Source organism: Pararoseomonas baculiformis, assembly GCF_017813395.1.
Taxonomy (GTDB): Bacteria; Pseudomonadota; Alphaproteobacteria; order Acetobacterales; family Acetobacteraceae; genus Roseomonas; species Roseomonas baculiformis.
In genome coordinates this window covers 1-13260 of the sequence record NZ_JAGIZB010000054.1, presented here as the reverse complement: position 1 = coordinate 13260, position 13260 = coordinate 1, and the positions used below count along the sequence as shown (strand labels likewise).

At 64.4% G+C, this 13260-nt stretch carries 13 protein-coding genes and 3 pseudogenes; 8 read left to right on the top strand and 8 right to left on the bottom strand.

Annotated features, from left to right (window positions below):
• The first annotated feature begins 112 nt into the window (after positions 1–112).
• From J8J14_RS23685 to J8J14_RS23670, 4 genes and pseudogenes are all read left to right on the top strand, one after another.
• On the top strand, positions 113–331 hold the full coding sequence (locus J8J14_RS23685) for an ATP-binding protein (protein WP_342452525.1): 219 nt from the start codon (positions 113–115) through the stop codon (positions 329–331).
• A gap of 64 nt (positions 332–395) precedes the next feature.
• Positions 396–1094: pseudogene (locus J8J14_RS23680) on the top strand (IS256 family transposase); the annotation flags it as partial.
• Positions 1095–1232: 138 nt separating this feature from the next.
• On the top strand, positions 1233–1451 hold the full coding sequence (locus J8J14_RS23675; RefSeq protein ID WP_209382009.1) for a hypothetical protein: 219 nt from the start codon (positions 1233–1235) through the stop codon (positions 1449–1451).
• Positions 1452–2470: 1019 nt separating this feature from the next.
• Complete coding sequence (locus J8J14_RS23670) at positions 2471–2692, top strand: hypothetical protein (RefSeq protein WP_209382008.1); 222 nt, start codon at positions 2471–2473, stop codon at positions 2690–2692.
• Positions 2693–4153: 1461 nt separating this feature from the next.
• Here J8J14_RS23670 and J8J14_RS23665 read toward each other — a convergent pair.
• Positions 4154–4405, bottom strand: coding sequence for a hypothetical protein (locus tag J8J14_RS23665; RefSeq protein WP_209382007.1), 252 nt, complete (start codon positions 4403–4405; stop codon positions 4154–4156).
• A 488-nt stretch (positions 4406–4893) separates the two neighbouring features.
• Positions 4894–5683 (bottom strand): annotated as a pseudogene (locus J8J14_RS23660) (IS5 family transposase).
• Positions 5684–6185: 502 nt separating this feature from the next.
• Here J8J14_RS23660 and J8J14_RS23655 point away from each other — a divergent pair.
• Positions 6186–7058 (top strand): replication initiation protein, encoded by an 873-nt coding sequence (locus J8J14_RS23655; protein ID WP_209382006.1) that lies wholly within the window; start codon positions 6186–6188, stop codon positions 7056–7058.
• 44 nt (positions 7059–7102) lie between these two features.
• Here the strand turns inward: J8J14_RS23655 and J8J14_RS23650 are convergent, their stop codons facing one another.
• The 6 genes and pseudogenes from J8J14_RS23650 to J8J14_RS23625 all read right to left on the bottom strand — a co-directional run bounded on the left by J8J14_RS23650 (position 7103) and on the right by J8J14_RS23625 (position 11468).
• On the bottom strand, positions 7103–7372 hold the full coding sequence (locus J8J14_RS23650) for a ribbon-helix-helix domain-containing protein (protein WP_209382005.1): 270 nt from the start codon (positions 7370–7372) through the stop codon (positions 7103–7105).
• A complete protein-coding gene (parA, locus tag J8J14_RS23645) occupies positions 7369–8004 on the bottom strand; it encodes a ParA family partition ATPase (RefSeq protein WP_209382004.1) in 636 nt (211 codons plus the stop codon). Before parA ends, J8J14_RS23650 begins: the two co-directional genes overlap by 4 nt.
• A gap of 99 nt (positions 8005–8103) precedes the next feature.
• Positions 8104–8337, bottom strand: coding sequence for an IS66 family insertion sequence element accessory protein TnpB (gene tnpB, locus J8J14_RS23640; protein WP_209382003.1), 234 nt, complete (start codon positions 8335–8337; stop codon positions 8104–8106).
• Between the two features lie 561 nt (positions 8338–8898).
• Positions 8899–9138, bottom strand: a complete 240-nt coding sequence (locus J8J14_RS23635) for a hypothetical protein (RefSeq protein ID WP_209382002.1) — start codon at positions 9136–9138, stop codon at positions 8899–8901.
• Positions 9139–9825: 687 nt separating this feature from the next.
• Positions 9826–10680 (bottom strand): annotated as a pseudogene (locus J8J14_RS23630) (transposase); the annotation flags it as partial.
• 155 nt (positions 10681–10835) lie between these two features.
• The gene (locus J8J14_RS23625) at positions 10836–11468 is read right to left on the bottom strand and encodes a hypothetical protein (RefSeq protein ID WP_209382001.1); all 633 of its coding nucleotides are present in this window, start codon (positions 11466–11468) and stop codon (positions 10836–10838) included.
• 125 nt (positions 11469–11593) lie between these two features.
• On the opposite strand from J8J14_RS23625, the gene J8J14_RS23620 reads away from it, so the two are divergent.
• The 3 genes from J8J14_RS23620 to J8J14_RS23610 all read left to right on the top strand — a co-directional run.
• Entirely contained in the window at positions 11594–11857 is a 264-nt protein-coding gene (locus J8J14_RS23620) for a helix-turn-helix transcriptional regulator (protein ID WP_209382000.1), read from the top strand.
• 239 nt (positions 11858–12096) lie between these two features.
• Positions 12097–12684, top strand: a complete 588-nt coding sequence (locus J8J14_RS23615; protein ID WP_209381999.1) for a hypothetical protein — start codon at positions 12097–12099, stop codon at positions 12682–12684.
• A gap of 59 nt (positions 12685–12743) precedes the next feature.
• On the top strand, positions 12744–13260 hold a 517-nt coding region (locus tag J8J14_RS23610; protein ID WP_245216128.1), incomplete at its 3' end, for a DNA-primase RepB domain-containing protein.

Genomic DNA, 13260 nt, shown 5'->3' with positions numbered 1-13260 from the left:
CCCCGTGCGCAGGTCAGCGACAACAGTCGCAGCCGCTCCCCATGCAGCGGGTGATGCGGGTCGGTAACCGTCACCTCAGAGATGACCCGGTCCGAAACAGAGGCAGACCGATGTGTTCGGCGACACCGTGGTCGCGACAGCCCTCCTGGACCGCCTGCTCCACCACGCCGTCGTCGTGCGCATCGAGGGCGCCAGCTACCGTCTCCGCCGCCATGCCGACCTGTTGCCCCAACCAGCATCAACGCCGCCGCTGCACAAACCCGAAACAGCACCCCGCCGCCGCGGCAGGCCACCCAAGGCCAGGCACGCCGACCTCAGTCCCAACACATGAGGACCAGCCGATCTGGGGAATTTTCAGCCAGCGCTTCTGAGGAAATCCACCTCAGCATTGACAGCGCGAGGCGGGCCGGATCGTCCCGGTGGCCGTCACCATTGCTGTAGGCGTGAACACAGAGGGCCGCCGCGAGGTGCTCGGCATGGCGGTCGGCGCCTCCGAGGCGGAGCCTTTCTGGCTCGATTTTCTCCGCTCCCTGACGCGCCGCGGCCTGCGGGGCGTGAAGCTCGTCGTCTCCGATGCTCACGAGGGTCTGAAGGCCGCCGTGACGAAGGTGCTCCGGGCCACTTGGCAGCGCTGCCGCGTCCACTTCGCCCGTAACGCCCTGGCCCATGCGGGCAGGACCCAGCGCCGCATCGTCTCCGCCTGGATCGGCACGGCCTATGCCGAGGCAGATGCCCCGGCCGCCCACGCCCAGTGGCGCAAGGTGGCCGACCAGCTCCGCCCCAAGGTCCCGAAGCTTGCCGCCCTCATGGACAGCGCCGAGGAGGATGTCCTCGCCTACATGGCGTTCCCGACCGCGCACCGGGCCAAGTTACACTCAACGAACCCGATCGAGCGCCTCAACGGCGAGATCAAGCGCAGAACGGATGTGGTCGGCATATTCCCGAACGAGGCCGCGGCCGTCAGGCTCATCGGCGCCATCCTCCTCGAGCAATCTGACGAATGGGCCACCCAGCGCTCCCGCTACATGACCCTGGAAACCGTCGCCGCCGTCAGCGACACTGGCCCCGTCAGGCTCGGCGCTGTGCCCACCTGACACTGCGGCCCAGCCCGCCAGGAGCCATCGCTCCTACACCACGCGCTGGGACACGATCAGCCAAGAAGGACTTCCCTGGCTTCCATCCAGTGCCCAAGGTCAGTCGTAGAGTGGTTCCCTTCACCCAAGACAGGCGTCTTGCTGTCCATCCCGGCGAAGTGCCGCAGCCCTGCAAGGCGCGCCGCGACCAGCGCGACCGGCTACTCCAGCGCATCGCCAATGGCGCGCGGCGGCCTCACGGTTGCGGGCGGCACGGCCTTCGATGACGTCCTGGTGGTGTGCCATGACGAGCACGGATTTTTCGGAGCCATCCATGCGGCCCGCGGCGGCTGCGGCCTACGCGCCCCGGACGGTTGAGACCGCCGCTGCGATCTTGGAGCGGCGCCCCCGTGGAGCCCGCCGCGCTGATCACACGCCCCCTGTCCTCCCTACGGGGAGGATGGGGAGAAAGGTTAGAAGGGAGGAAGTCGCCACGACGGTGACCGCCTCGTGCACCAGACCAGAGACACGCCTGCCCTCACCGGAACCGCAGGCCTACTCAGGGTCAAGCCGGCATGACAACAGAAGCCCGCGCCAGCGTTCCGGTTGTACAGGCTGAGGTTCCAACAGGTGTCGAAACACACGTTGGCTCAGTCTGTGTTTCAGCACCTAACCGGAGTTCTGACGCAAACTCGCTGATGACGGCTGGTGGTGACGCGGCGCCCAGAAGCCGCGCTTTGAGCAGGTAGAGGTTGTCACGGCCGTATGTCTGTTGCTTGACGAGCTTGAGGCGGGTGGTCTGGCCGTTTGACCAGGGCTCGGCGACGGCAGGACGCGCCGCAGCAGGATCCTTCGAGATGCCGTTGGCAGGGGCGCGATGAGCCTCGTTCTGGCACGTTCAATCCAGTCATCCAGCTTAAGAGCCATCCTTCGAACGATGGCCTGAAAGCGTTCCACCAGGGCCCGTAATTCGGCCAGTTGTGGCACACTGGCCGCGATCGCGGCGACGGGCACGGTGTCGGCCTTGCCAAGGTGATGGCGGCCAACGGTCATCAGTCGTGCCAGGGTGGATACCTATCGAGAGCTGACCTCCACGCCTCCTATTCTCTAGCGCAGCCGCTGGGGTCCCACGTCCTTCTTCCGTTATCATACCAGCATGATGGACGAGACCATGCCTGACACCGCCTCATCTCCCGCGCGCTGCCCGCCTCCTAACCCGCGGCCGCGCCGACGCCGTTGCCTTCGCTGATCCCTGGGCGGGAGACGATGCCTCGTCGATCGGCTGTCGCGCCTACGCCTTCACCAAGCACCAGCTTGCCCGCACCGCTGAAGGTCGCCGCTATGCCTGGCTCGGGGAGCTCGACGAGACCCACCACTTCGTCTTCCTTATCGAGGGCGTGCCGGCGCGGTTCTACCGGGGCGATGTTGAAGACCCATCCAAGCGCACCCTGCGCCAGCAGGAGAGCGAGGCCGAGCAGCTTGCCCCGGTTTTGGGGAGCGACGGCGCTGAGGGGCTGATGTTCCGCTTCGCCGTGGAGACAGAGCCGAACGTGACGGTGCGCCGCATCGTCCTCCTAGCGCTACGCGGCGACGCCGGGCGGGTAGAATGCTTCAGGTAAATGGGCGGGAGGGACGCCGGAATAGCAGGGGATTGATGCAGCTTTCCCTCAGTGCGGGTGGCGATCTCCTTCGCCGCCCCGTCAACAGCAGGAAACGAGCAAGGACGCTCACGCCCCTACCGCAGGCCCCTCGTCGGGGAGGCAGGGCAGAGGAGTTCGGCCTTGAGGGTCTGTAGGCTTCCCGAGGCCGGCTATGGTGCTCTTCCCGTCTATCTAGGGCAGGCCGAGTCGCCCTCCCCCCTTTTCCAGGGGCGTAGCCCGCTCCCGCCGTAATCAGCCCACCGCCCGGCAGGTTTGCGAAAAATCGTCCATCCCGGATCCGCAGCAACGATACCAAAAAGGGGGGAGAGCCGACTTCGGCTCACGGCATTGGTGGCAGGCTCCACGGGACGCTCAACAACACCGATTCGGTTGCCGCCAAAGGCGCAAGAAAGCGCATTGCAATCCTCGCTCCCGCCCAGGATGGAAGCCAGGTTGAACCGGCGAATTCCTCCATCATCACGAAGGACGCGAGTCACGAGGCTTCTCAACACACTGGTCCAGGGCCCTTTCGAGGCATGCAGAAGGGAGACCTCGACATCATCTCCCGGCTGCGCTGGTTCCTGGGCGGCTAGATCGGACTGTTGCAGGACGAGGTCCACCAGACCCTTCGCAGGCGAGGGCAGAAGCCTCCCAACGCGAGCTGCGCCATCCAGCCGCATCGAATCGGGCTACCGCACTGGCACTGCGTCTTAGGGCCCTCCACGGGTGGGGCACTGTCCGCAATTTCCATCTACTGATTTGAAATGTTGACGAGCTGCACGCCGCCTAAATCCCAGAAGTGCATGGCTACAGTGGCGCTGCCCTTGGAGCATGGGATCTGCACTTGGCCCTGCAGCATGCTACTCTGAGGACACACCAACATGTTGAAATGTGAACATGTTCATTGTCACACAGGCAGACGCTCGAATACCTGGATGATGAATGGATCTCCTCCAAGGAGACTAATCGCTCCGCGCCTCCGCATAACATGATAACACGCCCACACGTCATCATGTCTTAATGTTAAACAGCCGTTATGTGAACAAGTAAACATATCAACGTGCTATAAGGAAAGGATCTTGTGGTCAGAAGATGTCGGAAGCTTTCGACGATGTACGGTTCAGCTAGTGCCCGTATTGTGGCGTGCCGAGATCGCCTGTCTATATGCGTCCGACGCACCATCATGGCCTGTAGCATGATGGTACCATCTAAGACTGTACCCTGAGGCTCGGACAGGTCGCATATCAGGTGCTCCGAAGAGGCTAACTCTATACAGCGACAGAGTAAGTCGCGATCCGCGTACAATGGCTGTATGCTGATTTCTGTCAGCCCGTACCTGCATAAAGGTGTGAGGTAACCGTTTGCGCGGAGGGGGCGACCAGCTTAGTATTCTCCTTCTGAGGCGATCAGCGAGCCATGTCGCCTGGGCATGTCACGACATCACCGCTTCAAAGGTGCCGTACGTTGTGTCCGATGCGGTTCAGCCCGCAGGCCCTGCTGTGCACAGATCTCCAACGTGCGCCCGAACATATCCTGGGCTGGTTCGTCTAGCACCGGCAGCTGGAAGTCACGTTCCAGGGTCGAGGCGCGAAGCGGATTGGCCGTGCCCACCTCGGCGTCGAAACCCAGCGCCAGTGGTCGGACCTCGCCATCGCCCGCACCACACCATGCCTGCTCGCGCTGTTCTCTCACGTCACCCTCTTGGCCGCCCGGCTCGGGCCCGCGGAGCGACAGGCTGCGGCTGGCAGCGCTTGGTACCGCAAGCCGCACCCGACCTTTAGCGACACCCTCGCTGCCGTGCGACGCCATATCTGGCGAGAGCAGGGTTTGCTCACCTTACGGCGCAGCACCCACCGCAAAAACCCGCCCAGCCCTACAACGCGCCTTGGCCTACGCCATCTGCCACGCCGCCTGATGGCCAAAGTCGAGCTTAGTGCCTCTCGATGTCGCCTGATGAGGGTGAGGACCTACGCACGCCTGTTGTAAGCGGAAGGGAGGTTAAGGCGATGTCCCCCATCCTCACAGCTTTCATGGTTCCACAGTCATCAGCATGTCCGATATCAGACACGTTGTGATGTTCACATGATAACAAGTTAAGATTCAATCATTGTGCTTTGCCTTACTTCACTCAGGGCCAAGCCCCACGCCTAGGTTTCCTCAGCGTCTGGCGAACGTCACGGCTAGGTGGCGTGGACAAAGCCGATCCATAGGCGGATGGCGGCGAGCTGGACGAAGCCAAGGAAGCTGCTGGCGGTGTGGTCGTATCGGGTGGCGACGCGGCGGCAGTTCTTCAGGCGGTTGATGCAGCGCTCGATGCGGTTGCGCAGCGCGTAGATTGGCCGCTGGACGCTGTGCTGGGCCCGCCGGTTGCGCTTGGTGGGGATCTCCGGCTGGCCGCCACGATCGCGGACGTCCTGGCGGATGTCATCGCTGTCGTAGCCGCGATCGGCGAGCAGGATGCCGGGGTCGCTATCGCGTTCGTCCATCAACTCGGCATAGGCGGTGCTGTCGTGCGCCTCGCCCGGCGTCAGCGCCAGGCCGATCGGCAAGCCATGCGCGTTGGTGCGCAGATGGACCTTGGTCGAGAAGCCACCGCGCGAGCGTCCAAGACCCTGGCGATGAGGCCCCCTTTTGCGCCAGCCGCGCAGTGGTAGGCCCGCACGATGGTGCTGTCGATCATCTGCAGGGCATCCGCATCGCCGCCCCATCGGCCACGGCCTGCAGCAGCACGTCCCACAGGCCCGAAGTGGTCCAGCGCCGATACTGCCGGTGCACCGAGTTCCAGTTGCTCAACTCAGGCGGCAGGTCGCGCCAGGGAACACCGGTGCGCGCTACCCAGAAGACGGCGTCCAGCACCCGGCGGTGGCCGCCAGGCGGGCGGCCGCGAAACGGGCCGGTCTCGACCACGAAAGGTTCGAAGAACGCCCATTCCTCGTCCGTCAAGAGCCCCCGCAGCACCTCCTCCTCCACCCAAAGGCAGCCTTGAACTACCCCGGGCACCAAACGGAAAGCACCTTTGTCCACGTCGCATAGCTAAGTCACCTGTAGGTGTCACATGCCGTACGGGCGCCCACCTCACTCTCAGTGATCTACAGTTCGTTCAGAGCCCGCCAACTGTAAAATGTGACGTCAGAAAGGGGCGCTGGCGTGCAGGAGGTCATCAAGAGCTTCAACTGGATTCAGTGATTCAAAGATTCATTGATTCTGCCGGGTTTCGGCGTGCCTTTTCATGCGACTAGGGCCGCAAGTATTAGGAATTCGGGGACTCCGATGAGGGATCCGGGCGGTCAGGGGCAATCCTATGAGCTTTCCGGGCAGAGCTATGAGGAATCGGGGGCCTATCTATGAGATGTTCGGGGAAACGGGGCGGGTTACCCACAGGGGAAGCCGCTTTGACGAGGTCTTCGGAGCCTAACTATGAGGAATTCGGGGGGCTGTTCTCATACTTGGCACCAGTAGGTATCCTCCGACCATGTCCGATGCTCCGATTCTTACGCTGGCCCTAACGCCGCGCGGCCAGGAGGCAATCAAGCCGGCCGAGCTGATCCAGGTGACGGGGCACCACGAACTCACCCTAAATGCTAGACGTGCCATCACAGTCCTTTGGCACCACGCCCACATGCAGGGGGTTGGGGAAGGAAAGCGCTACACGGTCGAGATCGACGAGCTGAAGCCAACCGGTCATAAGGGCTACGAGATGGTCGAGGAGGCTATCGAGGCGCTGATGCGGACGCTGCTGGTCGTTCGGCTTCCGAACGGGAAGACTAGGCGCGTTCAGTTCCTGGGCGGAAACGACCTGGATAGCCCTGACCGCCCGGCCGGAGTTTTGACCTACAGCTTCGATGCGATGCTGATCGAAATTTTACAAAAGAGCACGATCTGGGGAAAGATCGCTCTCCCCATCATCATGTCATTCTCGTCAAAGTATTCAGTATCTCTCTATGAGAATGTGGCACAAGTCGCTAACCTGTCCTTTAAAACACAGCTCGAATACACTCTTGAAGAATTTAGATCTATGCTAGGTGTGCCCCCGGGGCGGTATAAGACATTCGGCGAGCTGAATCTTCACGTTCTCAAGCCCGCTGTGGCGGAGGTCAACGCGCTTGCCCCGTTCGACCTGGCTGTTCTTCCCGTAAAGCAGGGCAAGAAGGTTGTGAAGGTGAGCGTCGGCTGGTTCAAGAAGTCTGACGAGGAGCTGCAGGCAGCGTTTCGGGAGCGGCAGGCCTCCAAGATTGGTCGGAGGGCGAGGATCGCAGGGCGGGCTGAACACGTTCTTTCTCCGATGCCCTCACAGGACCGCATCCGCCGTCGCGCCCCGAAGATCTCACTTTTGGGCAGTCAGTAAGGCAGACACTAGCCCAACACGACCATCCCCCGAAATCCTCATAGTTAGGCTCGTGCGATAGGGCTCTCGCCGTAGTGCTCGAAGAGCATGTTGAGGGCCTCGGCGATGAGGGCCGCCTGGGACTTGTCTTGCCGGGCCGCCATGATCGCGAGCTGTTTCCGAACCTCTGGCTCAAAGTAAGCGCTGATGGCGACCTTACCGGCGCGAGATGGCGCTTGGGCGGTCTGCAGTGGCGGAGTGGTCACCGGGGCAGGGGAAGGCGCCGCCTCTGGCCGGAGTGCCTTCAGGCCGGCGGCAAAGTTCGGTTTGCTCATGCAGGAACCTTCTCGAGCTGCTGGGCGGTCCACTTGTGGAGCTTCTTGACCTCAGCCGCAGCCTTGCCGTCCGGCTCAATCTCTTGCGCCACCTGCCCGGTGATGAAGCATCTGCTGTAGGCGACGCGCTCCCCAATTTTCACCGGTGCGACTGGGAGCCCAAGAAGATCGCGGATCGTCTTCTCGGCCTCCACTGCGGCAAGTGTCGAATGGTGCTGAACGCTGTTAAGCACGGCGAAGGCGGGGACCGAGGTGAGCTTCACTAGGTTGATCGTCTTGCTCATGGCCCTAAGGTCCATGATCGACGGCTGACAGGGGATCAGGACCAGATCAGCCAGGCGAACGGCGTCCATGATCGTGCCTTCCGAGTGCGGCGCGGTGTCGAGGATGCAAATGTCTGCGCCGATCTCCTTCATCTGCTGAGCCGTCTTGGCTAGGCGGGAAGGCTGAATGCTTTGGACATGTGGGAACTCAGCCTGCCGGGCATCGCCCCACTCCGCAGCGCTGGCCTGCGGGTCGAGGTCAAGAAGAACAACGTTCTTACCCACAATGGTGAATGCGACGGCTAAGTGGCAGGCGAGGGTCGTTTTACCAACGCCACCTTTCTGGTTCACGAGTGCGATGGTCCGCATGTGTACATGGCCTCTTGTGAGACTGTTATAAAGGACACACGCGGATCGCGTAAAGGGGTTAAGCGAGGCCTACAGACCCTTGCTGGGCGCGGCTGACGCTCAGGTTGCTTTCACGTCGACCCAGTGCCAGGGCATGAGATCGTCGATGCGGCTGTTGGGCCAGCCCTCGACGAGGCCGAGCTGCTTCCAGACGAGGACGAGACCCGATGTGTCCCAGACCAACATCTTGATCCGGTCCGCGCGGCGCGACCGGAACACCAGGACCACCCCCGAGAACGGGTCCTGCCCCAGCACCTCGGCCGCCAAGCCATGCGCCCCCTTGCGGAAGTCCATAGGCTAAGTGGCGAGAAGGATGCGCGCCCCGGATGGCAGCGCGACCTTGCCTCCAGCGCCGCGGCCAGCCGGGCCAACACCGCCACCTCCGCCTCGCCGCCAACCCGCAGCCGTTCCGCAACACGACCTCGATCGCCGCCCCGACCATCTCCCGGACAGGCGGCGCGACGACCTCCGGTACCTCGGCCGGGACGCCTGGGCCGACCACCAGCGGCACCAGCCGCGGCGGACGCGGGGCCGCCTTGCGCTTCACCGGCCTGCTCTCGGCCTCGCGCCACCCCCAGCACCCGTGCCCCCGGCTCAGCAGCCTCTGCCAGGAACGCCGCTTTCTCCTCGGCCGTGTAATCCCGCCGCGCCCCGCGGGTGACGAGCTCCAACCACTCCATCGCCCAGTGCTAGCACCAGTGCTAGCACCAGTGCTGGCATTCGTACTCGCCACCGATCGCGCCATCGCACCACCTCCGCGACGGCCCACCTCGCGAGGTCAACGACAGTGCGCAAGAAGGGCCCCTACGCCGCGCTTACTCAAAGGGGGACGGCAAACCTATTTCTGTTTGTTGGTCAGCCCCTTTGCATCGCTGGGACGGTATGGATTGCAGTGGCGTACCGCAGTGCATCCATCGGGGTCGCATATCCCTCCTCGTAGCAGGCCACCACCTCGCCCCAGCCGCGACCTGAGAATTTCGAGGCGCTGCGCAGGCCATCAGCGTAGAGGGTGTAGATTCTCTCATGAAACGAAGCTGGAAGCGAGGTGTCGCGAATGGAGCGCACGATCGCATCCTCGTCGATCAGCACGATCACGATGCGGCCTGTTCCCTCCGAAGTTGCTTGGGGCATCGTGCGATACGCTGGATTTCGAAAGGCCGGCGCGTAGATTGCCTCCACAGTGTAGCGCGGCGAGATTTGGAGGAGCCAGACCCAACCAAGGGAGGTGATTGGCAGCAACCCGAGCACGAGTTGCCCGCTGCTCATAGCATCGATCAAAGATGGCCCCGGACGAGGTACCATGACACAAAGATGCCACACTCCATCGATGCACTCGGCTATGGCACCTTTATCTTGTGTGGGACCGGCTAGCGGATGTGGATGGCCGACAACATAAAAGAGGTCCATAGCGGGCTCCAGTCCGACGCCGCCACGGAATTGCGCGGCTCGGTGACACCGGCATCGCTCATCTACACCTGCATGAGGCGCGCTCGTTTTGCGTCAATCCATTGTCAAGGTTGCTATTATTATTAGCCTGCGGTAGCTCGTTCCTCAGATCGGGACGCAACCTTTTGCGAAAAACGGTCAGCCGGGCTGGACCGCCAAATGTTCGTCAAGGTTGCTATTATTATTAGCCTGCGGTAGCTCGTTGCTTAGATCGGGACGCAACCTTTTGCGAAAAACGGTCAGCCGGGCTGGACCGCCAAATGTTCGTCAAGGGCGTTGAGGATTCGGGCCCGCGCAAGTGTACCGCCCGCAGTTTCTGAGACACCTGAGTGGAGCCTACGCGGCGAGTGCCGCGGTTGAAAGGTGATCCTGGCGGATGGCGTCCGGTGTTCTGAAGCCGTGGCGCTCGATCAGCCAGGTTGAGTTGTATGTCTGGCGAAACTCGAGCAGCGCTTGGCGGAGTTGCTCGACGGTGTCGAATGTGCGGACCCAGAGGAGGTTCTCCTTGAGGGTTCGAATGAAGCGTTCGGCGCAGCCATTCCCCTCAGGTGCCCGCACGAAGGCGGGCGAGCTCTCGATGCCCAGGAACGTCAGCTCGCCCTGGAAAGCGTCGGACATGTACTGCGAGCCATGGTCATGGCGCAGAGCGAGGCCCGCCGCGATGCCCTTGGCGAAGCCACCGAAGTGCTGGCGCACGCCCTGCCTGAGAGGCTCGAGGGCCTCGAAGCGGGTGCCGCGCCGGGCGGCATGGAGGCCCACGCACCCGGCGCTGTGGTGGTCGACGGCAACGAACACCGCCGCCTGACCCTCGGCCGTCCAGGTGGTGGTCATGTCGGTCGCCCACATGGTGTCCAGGGTGTCGGTGATGATGGTGCCGTCGTGGTTGCGCGGGCCTCGGGGGCTGCCGACCCGGGACGAGGCGAGCAGGTCGTGCTCGCGCATGAGCCGCAGCACACGGCGCCTGGAGGTCCGGACCCCCTTCATGCGCAGCCTCGCCCAGACCTTGCGGTGGCCCTCGCCATGGAAGGGGCTGGCCGCGAGGACAGCCCGGATCGCCTCGACCAACTCGGGATCCGGCATCGGCCCGACCGGCCCAGGCCGCCTGGGCGGCTCCGTCCGGGGTGGCAGGCGATGGCGGTAGACTGTGGCCCGGGCTGCCCGCCAGATCCGGCTGACCCGCGCCAGACCATAGGGTCCTATGTCCGGTTTGATGGGGGCAATTCCAAGGTATCGCCCGCGCTCCTGCGCGAAGCTGGACAGTCGTGAATTTTATCATCGCTGCCAATAACGGGATGCTTGTGACCACCGCTCAAGTTCCGTCGTCCAACGTCCACAGCCCGGCATTCTCAAGCCTGCCAAGCATGTTCAGCGACAATGCCGGCCTCTCGCAGGGCTGCGATCGTGCCCTCCCGGATCTCCTCCGGATTGGTCAGGAGGTTCCGGCCGCTCGGGTGGGGGATAGTCAGTACCTGCAATCCGCACTCGCTCCGCATCTGTTCGTTCCAGCCCGGCCGGCACGCGAGGGGCAGGTGGCGCCACACCCCGTCACGCGCGACCCAGCCCGCGGCGACGATGCCGGTGAACCTGCTGCCAAGGGCCGCACGCATCTGACCGACGCTGAAACGGATCCGCGCACCGGTCGCCTGTATCGCGAGCGCCCGTGAGCCGTAGGTGCTGTGATCGGCACGGAGCGCGTTGATCCGAGCCATCGCGTCGAGATCGGCGATGCCGCTCAGCACCTGCAGCCGGTTGCTGGAGCCCTTTCCGCGTGGAAATGCCTCTCCATCCGGGTCGACGCCGGGGGGCGCGTTCTGCCCTACGAGGAGCCAAGCGTCGCCGGGGCGAGAGGCGACGCGGGCAATGGCACGGTCCAGGGCTGCGCGGAAGGCGCCGTTGAGCAGCTCGAGACGATGGCCCTGATCCGGGGAGGACAGTGTCGTGCCTACGCCGGCAGTGCCGCACGCAAGGATGTTCGCCATGCTGTGCATGGGCGTTACTCCAGAGAGGATGTGGGCAGGGAAAGGGGACGGACGGGAGACACTGCTCTACCGCGCGCCGAGAAACAGCACTAAAGGTGCATTTTCCGGATCGCAGGTCAACACCCTTGTCGAGAGAAATTCGCCCGACCCCCGCGCAGCTCCGTGCCGCCCGCGGCCTCCTGGGCTGGAGCCAGGCAGACCTCGCCGAGGCCTCGGGCGTGTCGCTCCGCACGGTGAAGGTGCTGGAGTCCGCACCGGACCTCGACCCGGTTCCCGGACGCGCGGGCACGGTCGCGGCGCTGGTGGACGCCCTTCACGCCGCAGGTGTCGGCTTCATCGCCGGAACGGGCCGCATCGGCGTGGAGCGTCGGCTGCGACAGGCGCCGTGAAGGCCGCGTCACCAGCACCGCGGCGAGAAGCACCTAGCCGGCCTGCCTCTGCGCGCCGCAGGCAGGAGGGCTGAGGAAGGAACCCTGCCGGGGAAGCAGAACCCCGAGGGGGAAGCAAGGATCGCCTGTCGTCGGTGCGGAGGGGCGGCCAGCCAGTGGCCGCCCCCTCCGCTCCGCCCGACAGGCTGGAGAAAGGAGAAAAGAGGGGCGGGCCGCCCACCACCCACCATGAGGCCCACATGCCCACCATCACAGACATTCCGTCCCGCCGCCGCCTTCTCGCGGGCTTCGCTCACATCCCGCTCTACGCCGAGGACCTGGCACCGTTCGGGGGGGCACTGAGGACCAACGGCCACACGATCTGGGCGGAGCACCGCAACGCTGGCGACGCGCTCACCGGCCAGGAAATCATCCATGGCGGTCCAAAGATCACATACGCATTCGCACGGGGCGGAAAACGCGGCCTCTTTCGGACCCCTGGTCCGATGCACACTCGGCTCTTCCTCGCTGACGGCCCGGCGCAGGTGATCTGTGCCGCGGCCCTCGAGCATCCCGACCTGACCAGGCGCACGACCTACGCCGCGCCCGGTGGCGGCTGGACCCCCGCCGCGTCCGAGGTGCTCGCCTGGCATCTGCATGAGGTCGAAGAAGTCGTCCTCGGATTTGCCCTCGCGCCGGATGGTTCCTGCCGCTCCCGCGTCGCTGTGGAGGAGGTGCTGGAGCTCCTCCCCCACGGAAGCCGGCCGATCGTGACGGCGATGCCGCCCGGGCCCGGAGGCTGGGTCGCGGCGCTCCAGGCCGCTCGTCGCGCTTCGCTCGCGGCCTGAGCCGCTCCGCGCCGGTCCGCTTCCGGACCGGCGCTCTCTCCTCCCTGCGGACACCTTCCATGACAAACATTCCCTACCGCCCGCGCTCCGGTGCCGAGCGCACGCGCGAGGCCGTTCTCCGCTGGGCCGCCGCGCTTCCAGCGGCCCGCTACCTCATCACCGCCGTCCCGGCGGCACCGGAAGCGGGAACCGTCACGCACAAGCGCTTCCTCGCTTACGAGGAACTCGAGCCTGCGCTGCCCTGGCTCGCCCAGCTCAACGCGAAGCACTTCCACGTCGTCGGCCGGCCCTGGGACACCCGGCACATCCTCGTCGACGACGTCCCCCTGGCCTCGTTCGACGCTCTGGTGCGCTGGTGCACGCCCGCCGCGGTGGTCGAGTCCTCGCCGGGCTCGCTGCAGGCCTGGGTGACGGTCGCGGAGGAGCCGGTGGAGCCCGTGCTGGCCGATGCCCTCGCCAAGCGACTCGCGACACGGTTCGGCGGCGACCGGTTCGCCGCGCGTGCCAGCCAAGCGGGCAGGGTGCCAGGATTCACGAACCGCAAGGCGCGGCACCTCGACGCGGAGCGCAACATGT